Consider the following 13,578-nt stretch of genomic DNA (forward strand, 5'->3'; position numbering starts at 1 on the left):
AGGATCGCGCTGTGTCGGGAATTATGACCGCCAGCCTTGAGCCGGGTTCCGCGCCAACCCACACCAGTGTGAATCAGTTGCCATCCAATCCGACGCCTCCCGCGTTTTCTTCCAGTTCCCGATTCGTCCAGCGGCTGCGTCGCCGCTATGCGGCCGAGCTCGAATTGCTGCCGCCCGGCGAGCCCCGGCGCGAATCGATGACCGTCGCCTACGACGCCCTGCGCGCACGCGGCGTGGCCGTGGGCGATGCGTTGCGCATCGTGCGCCAGCTCACGATGGAACGTCTGGTCACACTCGACTGCGACCAGCAGGCCCCGCTCGCGGTGGTGACCACCGCCGTGACCGAGCTGGCCGAACTGGCCCTGGACATCGCCTGCCAGGACGCCTGCCATGAACTCGACGCCCAGCACGGCGCGCCGCTCGGCCCCGAAGGCCAGCGCTCGCAGCTGTGGGTGATCGGCATGGGCAAGCTCGGCGCGCGCGAGCTCAACGTGTCCAGCGACATCGACCTCATCTACCTGTACGACGTCGACGGCGACACGGCCGGCGATGCCGACGGGCGCGGCAAGCTGTCCAACCAGGAGTACTTCGCGCGGGCCGTGAAGCGCATCTATGCGCTGGTGGGCGACGTGACCGAGCACGGCTTCGTGTTCCGCGTCGACCTGGCGCTGCGGCCCAACGGCAACTCGGGGCCGAGCGTGGTCTCGCTCGACGCGCTCGAAGAATATTTCCAGGTGCAGGGCCGCGAATGGGAGCGCTTTGCCTGGATGAAGAGCCGCGTGGTCGCGCCGCGCGCCGTGGTGCTCGGCGGCCAGGCCCAGGCGCTGCGCAACGTGGTGCTGCCCTTCGTGTTCCGCCGTTATCTTGACTACAGCGTGTTCGACTCGCTGCGCATCCTGCACCGCCAGATCCGCGAACAGTCGGCGCGCCGCAGCGCCGGACGCCCCGAGCGCGCCAACGACGTGAAGCTGTCGCGCGGCGGCATCCGCGAAATCGAATTCACCGTGCAGCTGCTGCAGGTGGTGCGCGGCGGCCAGTTCCCTGAGCTGCGCACGCGCCCCACGCTCGACGCGCTGCAACGGCTGGCGCGTGCCAACCTCATGCCGCAGGACACGGCCGACACGCTGGCCGCGGCCTACGAGTTCCTGCGCCGCGTGGAGCACCGCATCCAGTACCTGGACGACCAGCAGACCCACGTGCTGCCGGTCAACGACGACGACCTGCGCTGGATCGCGCAGTCGATGGGCTACGCCGACTGCTGCCCCTTCCTCGAACAGCTCGACACCCACCGCGAGTTCGTGGCCCAGGAGTTCGACAAGCTGCTGGGCGGCGAGAAGCCCTGCAACGGCAAGTGCAACGGCAAGAAGGCCGCCGCGCCCGCCGACCTGGCCGACCTGCTCGACGACCTGCCGCCCGTGTTCGCCGAGCGCATCCGGGACTGGTGCGAGACGCCGCGTGTGCTCGCCCTGCGCGAGGAAACCCGGGGCCGCCTGCGCCAGCTGGTGCAACGCACCGGCCAGTGGCTGAAAGAGCCCGACGGCGAAGGCGCGGGACAGACGCCGCGCCACGTCGATGCCGCCATGCGCTGGGCCGACTGGATCGAGCCGCTGATGCGCCGCGAGAGCTACCTGGCGCTGCTGGTCGAACGGCCTGCCGTGCAGGAGCGCCTGCTGCGCCTGCTGGGCGCCGCGAAATGGCCCGCGCGCTACCTCATGCAGCATCCCGGCGTGATCGACGAACTCGCGAGCGACGAGATGCTCTCGGGCCGCTTCATCGCCGACGAATTCGAGCGCGAACTCGAAGCGCGCCACACCTCGCTCACCCGCACCGGCGAGGCCGACGAAGAGCGTTTGCTGAACCTGCTGCGCCACGCCCACCACGCCGAGGTGTTCCGCACGCTGGCGCGCGACGTCGATGGCCGCATCACCGTCGAGCAGGTGGCCGACGACCTGAGCGCGCTGGCAGACACCACGCTGCGCGTGACCGCCCGCTGGTGCTGGCCCCATGTGCGCAACCGGCACCGCGAGGTGCCGCAGTTCGCGATCATCGGCTACGGAAAACTGGGCGGCAAAGAACTCGGCTACGGCAGCGACCTGGACATCGTGTTCGTCTACGACGATGACGACGAGCGCGCCGGCGAGGTCTATGCGGCCTACGTGCGCAAGCTCATCAACTGGCTCACGGTGAAGACGCGCGAGGGCGACCTGTTCGAGATCGACACCGCGCTGCGCCCCAACGGCAACTCGGGCCTGCTCACCACCAGCTTCGAGGCCTACGAAAAGTACCAGCTCGGTCGCGGCAGCAACACCGCATGGACCTGGGAGCACCAGGCCATGACGCGCGCGCGCTTCGTGCTGGGCAGCGCCGACCACGGCGCCGAGCTGGGCGCGCGCTTCGACCAGGTGCGCGAAGCCGTGCTGGTGGCCCCGCGCGACCGCGAGGCGCTGAAGGCCGAGATCATCGGCATGCGCAACAAGCTGCGCGGCGCCCGCCCCGTGAAGGCCGACCGCTTCGACGTGAAGCACAGCCCCGGCGGCATGGTCGATACCGAGTTCGCGGTGCAGTTCCTGGTGCTGTCGGCCTCAGGCGCGCACCCCGAGCTGATTCCCAACCTGGGCAACATCGCGCTGCTGCTGCGTGCCGAACAGGCCGGACTGCTGCCCGAAGGCGTGGGCCGCAACGCCGCCACCGCCTACCGCGAGCTGCGCCGCGTGCAGCACACCGCGCGCCTGAACGAAGAGCCCACGCAGGTCACGCCGCCCGCCCTGAGCGCCGAACGCGACGCCATGCTGGCCTTGTGGAAGGCGGTCTTTGGCTGACCGCGCCCTCGCCTCCCGCGCGCTGACGGCCTGCGCCCTGGCCGCCGCGCTCGTGCTGGCCGGCTGCGCCAGCGGACCGCGCAGCAGTGGCGGCGGCGTCGCCAGTGGCCGCGACGGCCCCGGCAGCAACATCCCGTCGGACCTCGACCGCGTGCCCGACGCCGAACCCCGCATCGAGGCGATCCGCAGCAGCGGCGGCACCAGCAAGCCGTACACGGTGCTGGGCCGCGGCTACGTGCCGATCACCGACGACCGGCCGTTCCGCGAATCGGGCATCGCCTCGTGGTACGGCCGCAAGTTCCATGCAGCCTCGACCGCGAGCGGCGAGCCCTACGACATGTACGCCATGACGGCCGCGCACAAGACGCTGCCGCTGCCGAGCTACGTGCGGGTGCGCAACCCGGCCAACGGGCGCGAGGTGATCGTGCGCGTGAACGACCGCGGCCCCTTCGTGGACGGCCGCGTGATCGACCTGAGCTACACGGCGGCGCTGAAGCTCGACCTGCTGCGCGGCGTGGCGCCGGTGGAGATCGAGCGCATCACCAACGAAGACATCCGCACCGGCGCCTGGCGCCGCGACGCGGGCACGGCCTATGCCGCGGCGCCGGTGGCCGTGCCTTCGGCCTGGGTGGCACCGGTCGCAATGACCGCCGCTGCAGCCCCCGCCGCGACGATGCCCGTGGCACCGCAGACGCCGGTGATGGCCGCGGCACCGTCGGAACCCGAGGCACCGGCCGGGCCGCGTGAGGCGATGGTGGTGACCGACCTTGCGCCGCTGACTCCGCTCGCTGCGCCTGCCACGTCATCGGCGCCCTCTTCCGCTGCCGCCGGTTTCTGGGTGCAGCTCGGCGCGTTCCGAGAACGCGACGGCGCCGAGACCCTGAGAAGCCAGGCCGCGCGCGGCCTGCCCACGCTGGCACCGCAGCTGCGCGTGTTCAGCGAAGCCGGCACGCACCGCCTGCAGGCCGGGCCGTTCCCGTCGCGCAATGCGGCGGGCGAGGCCGTCACGCAGCTGCGCGACAACCTGCGCATCGCGCCGATGGTGGTCGAGCGGCGCTGAGGCTCAGGGCATCGCCTTGGCCACGACCTGCGAACGCAGGCCCACGCCCAGGCGGTTCCAGGCGTTGATCTGTGCCACGGCGAGCGACAGCTCGACGATTTCCTGGTCGCTGAACACGGCCTTCAGGGCTTCGAACTCGGCGTCGCGGTCGGCGTGGTGGTCGGCCAGGCGCGTGAGCGTTTCGGCCCAGTCCAGCGCGGCGCGCTCGCGTTCGTTGAACAGGCTCACCTCGCGCCAGGTGGCGAGGCTGTTGATGCGCTGCCAGTCTTCGCCCTGCACGCGCAGGTCGCGCACGTGCATGTCCAGGCAGTAGGCGCAGCCGTTGATCTGCGAGACGCGGGCAAAGACGAGGTCGATCAGCACCTTGCCGAGCGTGCTCGACTCGAAGCTGCCGTTGACGGCGATCATGGCCTGGAAGGACTTGGGGGCGAACTTGGTCCAGGCGAGACGGAGGGCGGGGGCTTGGCTCATGGGATGTACTCCAGGGTGGTTGAAGGAGGAAAAGCGAAATCTGCTTGCTACACCCTGAAGACGCACCGGCCACCGGCCCTGTGACAGGCCGCGCGAATTTTTTCTTCAAGCGCCCCGTTTGGCCGCGAACAGCTGGGCGATGCGCGCCAGCTTGTCGGGGTTGCGCTGGGCGCGGATGCGCACGATGCGCTCGCCCTCGATCTCGAAGGTCTGGGCCGATTCGAGTTCGCCGTCCAGAAAGCGCAGCATGCCGGGCTCGCCGTTGAGCTCGACCAGCTCCATGTGTACGCCGGCGCCCATGCGGCGCCAGAGCGAGAAGTACAGCTGCGCCAGCCGCTGGCTGCCGCGCAGGATCTTGCTGAAGGTCTGCACCTTGCCGCCGCCGTCGCCGATGAGTTCGACGTCTTCGGCCATCAGCGCCTTCAGGTCCTGCATGCTGCCGCGCGCAGCCGCGTCGGCAAAGGCGCGCAGCAGGCGCTGGTGGGTCTCGCGCGAGACCTGGAAGCGCGGGCGGGCCTCCTGCACCTGGGTCTTGGCGCGGTGCACCAGCTGGCGGCAGGCGGCCTCGCTCTTGCCCAGGGTCTGGGCGATCTCGTCGTAGTCGGCGTCGAACACCTCACGCATGAGGAAGGCGGCGCGCGCCTCGGGCGCCAGCCGCTCGAGCACGGCCAGGAAGGCGACGGAGATGTTGTCGGCGCGCTCGAGCGTTTCCTCGGGCGTGTCGGGCGACCCGGTGAGCGTGGGCTCGGGCATCCACGGGCCGATGTAGTGCTCGCGCTGGACCTTGGCGCTGCGCAGCCGGTCGATCGACAGGCGCGTGACGACGGTCACGAGCCAGGCTTCGGCGCTATCGAAACTGGCCTTGTCGGCCTCGTGCCAGCGCAGCCAGGCGTCCTGCACCACCTCTTCGGCCTCGGCCACAGAGCCGAGCATGCGGTAGGCGATGCCCTGGAGGCGGCGGCGGTGGCTGTCGAAGGTGAGGGTCGGGTCGTCCATGCCCGATTAGACGTTTGACGTCGCCGCGTTGTGACAGCCGTTGACCAAAAAAATCGCCCCGGCATGCGGGGCGATTTCATCGAGCTCTTGGGGGCGACTCAGGCGCCCTGGTATTCGGGCTTGGGGCCCAGCGTGGCCGAGACTTCCTTGCGGTAGCGGTTCAGCTCCTGCACGGTCTTGAAGCTGCGGTTCATCAACAGGCTCAGGTTGTGCAGGATGCGCTCGCCGACCTTGGTTTCCCAGCCGGCGTCGAACTTGATCTGCTTGTCCAGCCAGTGCTCGAGCCAGTCGGGATCGGGCATGCGGCTCTGGATGGTGTCGTTCGGGAACAGCGCCTTGTTCACGTGCAGGTTGGTCGGGTGCAGCGCCTGGGCCGTGCGGCGCGCGCTGGCCATGAGCACGCCCACCTTGGTGAAGGCGGCACGGGCCTCGTCGCCGAACTTTTCCATGGCGCGCTTCATGTAGCGCAGGTAGGCGCCGCCGTGGCGGGCTTCGTCCTGGCTCAGCGTGGTGTAGATGTGCTTGATGACCGGCTCGGTGTGCCACTGGGCGGCGCGGCGGTACCAGTGGTTCAGGCGGATCTCGCCGCAGAAGTGCAGCATGAGGGTTTCGAGCGGGGGCGCCGGGTCGAAGTCGAAGCGCACCTCGTGCAGCTCCTGCTCGGTGGGCGCGTGCTGCGGGCTGAAGCGCTTCAGGTACTCCATGAGCACCAGCGAGTGCTTCTGCTCTTCGAAGAACCAGATCGACATGAACGCCGAAAAGTCGCTATCGTGGCGGTTGTCGCGCAGGAACATCTCGGTGGCCGGCAGCGCCGACCACTCGGTGATGGCATTCATCTTGATGGTCTGCGCCTGCTCTTCAGTCAGCAAGGAAGCGTCGAACGACTGCCAGGGGATGTCCTTGTCCATGTCCCAGCGGACGGATTCGAGTTGTCTGAAGAGTTCCGGGTAGAGCATCAAAGTCTTTCAATGGCCGCCGATTTTAGTCGGGCCGTTTGGCGCGCCCGTGACAGACGCGCGATGATGTGCTTGCGCGCGCGCCCGCGCCATAGATGCACACCCCCCTTTTCGATCCAGGAGCCCGTCATGCGAACCCCCGCCCGATTGTCGATGCTGCGACGTTGCGCCACGGCCTTTTCCCTCGTGGCGGGCCTGTCCGCCGCCCTGTCGGCGGGTGCCCAGACGGCCCCCGCCGCCCCTGCCGCGCCCGCGGTGGGCGGCGCCGCCGGATGCCCGGCGATCCTGCAGCACAGCTTCCCGCGGCTGCAGGATGAAAAGCCCCAGAACCTGTGCCAGTACTCCGGAAAAGTGGTCCTGGTGGTCAACACGGCCAGTTTTTGCGGCTTCACGCCGCAATACAAGGGGCTGGAGGCGCTGGACATGAAGTACCGCGCCCGCGGCCTGGTGGTGCTGGGCTTCCCGTCGAACGATTTCTCCCAGGAATCGGGCTCCAACAAGGAAATCGCCGATTTCTGCGAAAGCACCTTCGGCGTGAAATTCCCGATGTTCGCCAAGTCGTCGGTGCGCGGCACCGACGCCAACCCGCTGTTCAAGCAGCTCGCGCAGGCTTCGGGCACGACGCCGAAGTGGAACTTCTACAAGTACCTGATCGGGCGCGACGGCAAGGTGGTTCAGGCGTGGTCGAGCATGACGGCGCCCGACGAGAACGGCTTCATCCAGGTCATCGAGAAACAGCTCGGCCCCAGCGGCGACTGACCGGCCCTGCAATGTGAACTTTGAGTCACAAACGTTTACCACTCGAACGGGAACCGTGCGGCGGCACCGCGCTCATACTTGAGCGTGGGCGGCCAAGGCCCACAGGTTTTCATGTTGCGAGGTCTTCCGGGCGCCTGCCGTCCGGTTGAAATCCCGAGGCGATTCTTCTCCTCCTCCCTCCCTCCCTCCTTCGTGTCGGGGCGCCTCGCAGCATTTTTGTCTTCCCGCCGACAGCGGGGCCCGCGATGACGCAGCGCCCCTCTCGGCCTTCCTGTACGCGGTGGCCCGAACGGCCCCAAGAAAAAAGCGCCCCGCGGGGCGCTTTGTCGTTTCAGGGCTGGGTGTCGATGAAGCTCGGCCGCAGCATGAGCTTGTCGTACAACTTGGCCAGGTTGGCGTGGTCGCCGCGCCAGTCGATTTCGGGAAACCGCAGCCCCAGCCAGCCCAGCGCGCAGCCGACCGCGATGTCGGACAGGCTCAGGTGGATGCCGCTGCAGAAGGGCTTGTCGCCCAGGCCCTTGGCCATGGCGGCCACGCCGGCCTGGACCTTGGCGCGCTGGCGCTCGATCCAGGCGGCGCTGCGCTCGGCGTCGGCGCGGCCGGTCCAGGTGGCTTCGAGGCGCCAGAGCACGCCGGCGTCCATGACGCCGTCGGCCAGCGCTTCCCAGGTCTTGACCTCGGCGCGCTCGCGGCTTTGCTGCGGAATGAGCTTGCCCACGGGCGACAGGGTGTCGATGTATTCGACGATGACGCGCGAATCGAACATCGCCTCGCCGCCTTCCATGATCAGGCACGGCACCTTGCCCAGCGGGTTCGAATGGGCGATCGTGGTGTCTGCGGACCAGACGTCTTCGATCACGAACTGGTAGTCGAGCCGCTTTTCGGCCAGCACCACGCGCACCTTGCGCACATACGGGCTGGCGGCGGATCCGATCAGTTTCATGAAGGCTCTCTCCCCATCGCTTGTTAACGTTTGTTCGCAGGCATTTTAGGTGAAGGGAAAAAGACAGCGCCCGAATTCCCCCGCGGCGCGGCCACCCGGCGGCCGCCTAAAATTCGGGCATGAGCTTTTCCACCGTCTCCGCCCTCTCCCCCCTTGACGGCCGCTATGCGGCCAAACTCGCGGCCTTGCGCCCGCTGATGAGCGAACAGGGCTATATGCACCGTCGCGTGCAGGTGGAGGTGGCCTGGTTCATTGCGCTGTCCGACTGCGGCTTTGCCGAGTTCAAGCCCCTCACGGGCGGCGCCCGCAAGTACCTGATGGGGCTGGTGTCGCACTTTTCCGAGGCCGACGCGCTGGCCATCAAGGACATCGAGAAGACCACCAACCACGACGTGAAGGCCGTCGAGTACTGGATCAAGTCGAAGTTCGAAGCCCGGCCGGAGCTGCTGGCCGCCGCCGAATTCGTGCACTTCGCCTGCACCAGCGAAGACATCAACAACACCAGCCACGCCCTGCAGATCCAGGCCGCGCGCGACACCGTGGTGCTGCCGGCCATCGACGGCCTGATCGCCAAGCTGCGCGAAATGGCACACCAGTTCGCCGACGTGTCGATGCTCTCGCGCACGCACGGCCAGACCGCCAGCCCGACCACCGTCGGCAAGGAAATCGCCAACGTGGCGGTGCGCCTGACCAAGGCCCGCGCGCAGATCGCCGCCGTGCAGCTGCTGGGCAAGATGAACGGCGCGGTCGGCAACTACAACGCCCACCTGGCCGCCTGGCCCGAGTTCGACTGGGAAGCCTTCAGCCGCAAGGTCGTCGAGACGCCCGCGCCGCTGGGCCTGGGCCTGAGCTTCCAGCCGTACAGCATCCAGATCGAGCCGCACGACTACATGGCCGAGCTGTTCGACGCCGTGGCGCGCGTCAACACGATCCTGGTCGACTTCTCGCGCGACATCTGGGGCTACGTGAGCCTGGGCTACTTCAAGCAGCGCCTGAAGAAGGGCGAGATCGGCTCGTCGACCATGCCGCACAAGGTCAACCCGATCGACTTCGAGAACGCCGAGGGCAACCTGGGTCTGGCCAACGCGGTGCTGCGCCACCTGAGCGAGAAGCTGCCCATCAGCCGCTGGCAGCGCGACCTGACCGACAGCACGGTGCTGCGCAACATCGGCGTGGCCTTCGGCTACGCCACGCTGGCTTACGCGAGCCTGGCCACCGGCCTGGGCAAGCTCGAAATCAACCAGGAAGCGCTGGCCGACGACCTCGAGGCCTCGTGGGAAGTGCTGGCCGAGCCGATCCAGACCGTGATGCGCCGCTTCGGCGTGCAGGGCGCCTACGAGCAGCTCAAGGAAGTCACGCGCGGCAAGACCGTGACGGCCGAGGCGCTGCACGGGCTGATCCGCTCGCTGGCCATTCCCGAGGAAGAGAAGACCCGCCTCCTGGCCATGACGCCCGCCAGCTACACCGGCAAGGCGGCCGAGCTGGCCCGTAGAATTTAGGCTTCCCCCGCGACGATCCGCCGGCCCGTGCCGCCCACGGCCGGTGCGCCTCGTTCGCCCATCGATACCTCCCAGCCAACGTGCCCTGTGCAGGGCACGCCAGCCGACAACCCTGACGGGACGCCTCGACGTCCCCGTTGTTCATGCGGCGCGCCCCACTGAGACGCTTCTGGCTCACGCTCCACCGATGGATCGGCCTCACGCTCGGGCCGGTGCTCGCCCTCACGGCGCTCCTGGGCGCCGTGCTGGTGGTGGCGCTGCCGCTCGACCGCGCGGCGCATCCTGAGCTCTTCGTCGCGCGCAGCAACAGCAGCACGGCCCCGGCGCCGCTGGAGCCGTTGCGCCAGCGCCTGCTCGCCGAGTTCGGCCCCGACACCAACCTCACGCTGCGCCCGCCGCGCCAGCCCGGCGACACGCTCTGGGTGCTGGTGCGCGGCCCGTGGGACGGCACGCTCTACCTCGACCCCGCCACCGGCGCCGAGCAGGGCCGCCGCGGCACACACGAAGGCGCCTACAACCTGCTGTTCGAGCTGCACAGCAGCCTGCTGCTGGAAGACACGGGCAAGGGCATCCTCGCCATCGCCGCGCTGGCCTACCTGTTCCTGCTGGTCACCGGCGTGGTGCTGTGGTGGCCGGCGCGCTGGCCGCCCTCGCTGCGCATCGTGCTGGACCGCGGCCTGCTGCGCGGGCTGTTCGACCTGCACCGCACCGGCGGCGCCGTGCTCGGGCTGCTGATCGCGGTGTCGGTCTTCACCGGCGCCTACATGGCCTGGCGACCGCTGGGCAGCTTCATCTCGACCGCGCTCGGGCAAACACCTGCCAAGGCACCCGGGGTGCCCAAGGGCACCGCCACCGGCCCTCGCCTGCCGCTCGACGACCTCGTCGCCCGCGCGCAGGCCGTGTTCCCCGGCCAGCCCATCGGCTACGTGCAGGTGCCCGGCCGCGCGGACCGGCCGCTGCGCGTACGCTTCCGGCTCGCCGACGACCCGCACCCGAACGGCATCGGCTCGGTGTGGGTGCACCCGGTCACGGGCGAGTTGCTCGGCGTGCGCCGCTGGCAGGACATGGACACCGGCAACGGCGCGGTGGTCGTGATCTATCCGCTGCACACCGGCGTGCTCGGCGGCGTGGTGCACCAGGCGGTCACCGCGCTGCTGGGCCTGGCGCTGGCCGGCCTCGGCCTGAGCGGCGTGTGGCTCTGGTGGCGCCGGCGTGCGGTGGCTGCGGCCGCGCGCAGCCAGGCACTGTCGCGCGGCGCGGCGCCCTGAACGACACACATCCCATCCCTTCATCCATCACAAATACATCGAGGAGGACTCCCCTTGTTCCCGCACAAAAAGACCGCCATCGCCCTGGCCCTGCTGCCCCTGAGCCTGCACAGCTTCGCGGCCGACGCCGAGCCGTCGAAGTCGCTCGAGGCCATCACCGTCACCGGCGACTGGCTCGGCACGCCCACCGAGACCAAGGTGCTCGAGCACGCCGGCGCGCGCAGCATCGTCGAGCGCCAGCAGATCCAGGAAAGCGGCTCGGCCAGCGTGCGCGACGTGCTGCGCCAGGTGCCCGGCGTGCAGGTCCAGGAAAGCAACGGCACCGGCGGCAGCGACATCTCGCTCAACGTGGGCGTGCGCGGCCTGACCTCGCGGCTGTCGCCGCGCTCGACCGTGTTGCTGGACGGCGTGCCGCTGGCCTACGCGCCCTACGGCCAGCCGCAGCTGTCGCTGGCACCGGTGTCGCTGGGCAGCCTCGAGGCGGTCGACGTGGTGCGCGGCGCGGGCTCGGTGCGCTACGGCCCCCAGAACGTGGGCGGCATCATCAACTTCGTGACGCGCTCGATCCCCAAGCAGTTCGCAGGCGAAATCGGCGTGGGCGTCGAGAGCGCCAGCCACGGCGGCGGCACCAAGACCACGCCCAGCCTGTTCATCGGCGGCACCAACGAGAACGGCCTGGGGCTGGCACTGCTTTATTCGGGTACGCACGGGGACGGCTTTCGCCAGAGCAACGACAAGACCCGCATCGACGACCTGATGCTCAAGGGCGCCTACCGCCTCTCGAAGACCGACGACATCGCGATCTCGCTGCACCACTTCGAAGGCAAGGGGCGCATGCCCGGTGGCCTGACGACGGCGCAGTTCGCGGCCAACCCGTTCCAGTCGGACCGCCCCTACGACGAGTTCACGGGCCGCCGCACCGACGGCTCGCTCAAGTACACGCACAACGACGGCGTGAACAAGTTCGAGATGCTGACCTACTACACGGACTCGTACCGCAGCAGCTACCTCGAGCAGGAAGGCACGGGCGCCAACGCCAACCGCCGCCGCCTGACCACCGCGCCGCGCAACTACAAGACCTACGCCTTCGAGCCCCGCTACTCGCGCCTGATCGACTCGGGCAGCGTGGTGCAGGAAATCAGCATCGGCGCGCGCTACCTGAAGGAAGAGGCCTCCGAAACGGCCACGCGCAGCAGCTACTACCGGCCGGCGCCGGGCTTCGACGCCTACGCGCTCGCGCAGCCCGCGTACCAGACCAGCAAGGGCGGCACGACCGCGCACGCGTTCTACATCGACGACCGCATCGACTTCGGCAACTGGACGGTCACGCCCGGCGTGCGCTACGAATCCTTCCGTTCGCACAACGACGTGTTCACGGTGGCCAACAACCGCATCACCAACGCGATCTACCCGAAGATCGACTCCAACGAGGTGCTGCCCACGCTGTCGGTGCTCTACCGCATGAGCGAGCGCTGGACGCTGTTCGCCAATGCCGGCGTGTCGTTCGGGCCGCAGCAGTACGCCCAGCTCGCGCAGTCGACCACCAGCCTGCACCCCGAAAAAGCCAAGACCTACGAGATCGGCACCAAGTACAAGGGCGAATCCTGGAGCGGCGAGCTGACGCTGTTCAACATCAACTTCGACAAGGAGCTGCAGCTGGCACGCTCCATCACCGGCGACGTCGGCCAGTGGACCGACCTGGGCGCCACGCGCCACCGCGGGCTGGAGTCGGCGCTGCGCTACGACCTGGGCAGCCTGAGCGACGCGCTCAAGGGGGTGTCGGTGTCGGGCACCTACACGTACACGCAGGCCACTTCGAAGGCCGGCGTGTTCGCGGGGCGCGACCTGCCCTTCTACTCGCGCCATGTCGCGACGCTCGGCGCGCGCTACGAGCGCGGGCCGTGGACGCTCAACGCCGACCTCTACGCGCAATCGAAGCAGCGTTCGCCGGGCTCGCCGGACGACGGCGCGAAGTACATCACCGTGGAAGACCCGAGCGGGCGGCTGGGCGACATCCCGGGCTACGGCACGGTGAACCTGCGCGCCGCCTACGACTTCGGCCCCTCGCTGAGCCACCTGAAGCTGGCCGTGGGCGTGAAGAACCTGTTCGACCGCCGCTACTACAACCGCTCGGTCGACAACAACGGCGGCAAGTACGTGGGCCAGCCGCGCACGGTGTACCTGCAGGCGTCGGTGGCGTTCTGAGGCCGGAGGGGCGCGCGCATACACTCGCGCACCCATGGCTCTCAAATCCACCATCTTCAAGGCCACCCTCGCGGTGGCCGACATCGACCACGGCTACTACGCCGACCATGCGCTGACCCTGGCGCGCCACCCCAGCGAGACCGACGAGCGGATGATGATCCGGCTGGTCGCGCTCGCGCTCAACGCGCACCAGCTGCAGGACATCTGCAACGGCGACGGCACGCTGGCCTTCGGCGCGGGCCTGTCGAACGTCGAGGAGCCCGACGTGTGGCTGCGCGACTTCACAGGCCAGACCAAGATCTGGATCGAGGTCGGCCAGCCGGAAGACAAGCCCATCATCAAGGCCTGCGGCAAGGCCGACGAGGTGATCGTCTACTGTTTCAACCACGCGGCCGAGATCTGGTGGCGCGGCATCGAGAGCAAGCTCACGCGGCCGCAGAACCTGAAGGTCTACCGCGTGCCGACCGAGGCCTCGCAGGCGCTCGCCAGGCTGGCGCAGCGCAGCATGCAGCTGCAGGCGACGATCCAGGAAAGCACGCTCACGCTGGGCGACGGCGTGAACAGCATCGACGTCGAACTGCTCAAGTGGAAGTAAGGGGTCC

The 13,578-nt window shown here is 68.7% G+C and carries 11 protein-coding genes; 7 read left to right on the forward strand and 4 right to left on the reverse strand.

Features of this window, described 5'->3' with window-relative positions:
- The first annotated feature begins 23 nt into the window (after positions 1-23).
- Together glnE and AC07OX_RS12965 are read left to right on the forward strand one after the other, a co-directional pair.
- Positions 24-2,819 (forward strand): bifunctional [glutamate--ammonia ligase]-adenylyl-L-tyrosine phosphorylase/[glutamate--ammonia-ligase] adenylyltransferase, encoded by a 2,796-nt coding sequence (gene glnE, locus AC07OX_RS12960; protein ID WP_495261353.1) that lies wholly within the window; start codon positions 24-26, stop codon positions 2,817-2,819.
- A complete protein-coding gene (locus AC07OX_RS12965) occupies positions 2,812-3,879 on the forward strand; it encodes a septal ring lytic transglycosylase RlpA family protein (protein WP_495261352.1) in 1,068 nt (355 codons plus the stop codon). Before glnE ends, AC07OX_RS12965 begins: the two co-directional genes overlap by 8 nt.
- Positions 3,880-3,882: 3 nt before the next feature.
- Here AC07OX_RS12965 and AC07OX_RS12970 read toward each other — a convergent pair whose 3' ends face one another.
- The 3 genes from AC07OX_RS12970 to AC07OX_RS12980 form a co-directional block, all read right to left on the reverse strand.
- Positions 3,883-4,350: a carboxymuconolactone decarboxylase family protein gene (locus tag AC07OX_RS12970; RefSeq protein ID WP_062475252.1), complete on the reverse strand. Its 468-nt coding sequence runs from the start codon at positions 4,348-4,350 to the stop codon at positions 3,883-3,885.
- Between the two features lie 105 nt (positions 4,351-4,455).
- Positions 4,456-5,346: an RNA polymerase sigma-70 factor gene (locus tag AC07OX_RS12975; RefSeq protein WP_495261351.1), complete on the reverse strand. Its 891-nt coding sequence runs from the start codon at positions 5,344-5,346 to the stop codon at positions 4,456-4,458.
- Positions 5,347-5,444: 98 nt separating this feature from the next.
- Positions 5,445-6,302, reverse strand: a complete 858-nt coding sequence (locus tag AC07OX_RS12980) for a ferritin family protein (RefSeq protein ID WP_062475258.1) — start codon at positions 6,300-6,302, stop codon at positions 5,445-5,447.
- 129 nt (positions 6,303-6,431) lie between these two features.
- Here AC07OX_RS12980 and AC07OX_RS12985 point away from each other — a divergent pair, with 129 nt between their 5' ends.
- Positions 6,432-7,061, forward strand: coding sequence for a glutathione peroxidase (locus AC07OX_RS12985; RefSeq protein WP_070063272.1), 630 nt, complete (start codon positions 6,432-6,434; stop codon positions 7,059-7,061).
- 331 nt (positions 7,062-7,392) lie between these two features.
- Here AC07OX_RS12985 and AC07OX_RS12990 read toward each other — a convergent pair whose 3' ends face one another.
- Positions 7,393-8,004, reverse strand: a complete 612-nt coding sequence (locus AC07OX_RS12990; RefSeq protein WP_062475264.1) for a glutathione S-transferase N-terminal domain-containing protein — start codon at positions 8,002-8,004, stop codon at positions 7,393-7,395.
- A gap of 119 nt (positions 8,005-8,123) precedes the next feature.
- Between AC07OX_RS12990 and purB the strand changes: the two genes are divergently transcribed.
- The 4 genes from purB (at position 8,124) to AC07OX_RS13010 (ending at position 13,571) form a co-directional block, all read left to right on the forward strand.
- Positions 8,124-9,503 (forward strand): adenylosuccinate lyase, encoded by a 1,380-nt coding sequence (purB, locus tag AC07OX_RS12995; RefSeq protein ID WP_095950454.1) that lies wholly within the window; start codon positions 8,124-8,126, stop codon positions 9,501-9,503.
- Between the two features lie 143 nt (positions 9,504-9,646).
- Positions 9,647-10,771: a PepSY-associated TM helix domain-containing protein gene (locus AC07OX_RS13000; RefSeq protein WP_495261350.1), complete on the forward strand. Its 1,125-nt coding sequence runs from the start codon at positions 9,647-9,649 to the stop codon at positions 10,769-10,771.
- Between the two features lie 54 nt (positions 10,772-10,825).
- Positions 10,826-12,976, forward strand: coding sequence for a TonB-dependent receptor family protein (locus tag AC07OX_RS13005; RefSeq protein WP_495261349.1), 2,151 nt, complete (start codon positions 10,826-10,828; stop codon positions 12,974-12,976).
- A gap of 34 nt (positions 12,977-13,010) precedes the next feature.
- A complete protein-coding gene (locus tag AC07OX_RS13010; protein WP_159279170.1) occupies positions 13,011-13,571 on the forward strand; it encodes a YaeQ family protein in 561 nt (186 codons plus the stop codon).
- Positions 13,572-13,578 lie beyond the last annotated feature (7 nt).

This window comes from Variovorax sp. GW821-FHT09D07 (assembly GCF_059416345.1).

Excerpts from the sequence above, each read along its gene's own strand:
- purB (WP_095950454.1), top strand. The coding sequence starts at position 8,124 with ATGAGCTTTTCCACCGTCTCCGCCCTCTCCCCCCTTGACGGCCGCTAT.
- AC07OX_RS13010 (WP_159279170.1), top strand. The coding sequence starts at position 13,011 with ATGGCTCTCAAATCCACCATCTTCAAGGCCACCCTCGCGGTGGCCGAC.
- AC07OX_RS12975 (WP_495261351.1), bottom strand. The coding sequence starts at position 5,346 with ATGGACGACCCGACCCTCACCTTCGACAGCCACCGCCGCCGCCTCCAG.
- AC07OX_RS12985 (WP_070063272.1), top strand. The coding sequence starts at position 6,432 with ATGCGAACCCCCGCCCGATTGTCGATGCTGCGACGTTGCGCCACGGCC.
- glnE (WP_495261353.1), top strand. The coding sequence starts at position 24 with ATGACCGCCAGCCTTGAGCCGGGTTCCGCGCCAACCCACACCAGTGTG.
- AC07OX_RS12980 (WP_062475258.1), bottom strand. The coding sequence starts at position 6,302 with ATGCTCTACCCGGAACTCTTCAGACAACTCGAATCCGTCCGCTGGGAC.
- AC07OX_RS12990 (WP_062475264.1), bottom strand. The coding sequence starts at position 8,004 with ATGAAACTGATCGGATCCGCCGCCAGCCCGTATGTGCGCAAGGTGCGC.
- AC07OX_RS12970 (WP_062475252.1), bottom strand. The coding sequence starts at position 4,350 with ATGAGCCAAGCCCCCGCCCTCCGTCTCGCCTGGACCAAGTTCGCCCCC.
- AC07OX_RS13000 (WP_495261350.1), top strand. The coding sequence starts at position 9,647 with ATGCGGCGCGCCCCACTGAGACGCTTCTGGCTCACGCTCCACCGATGG.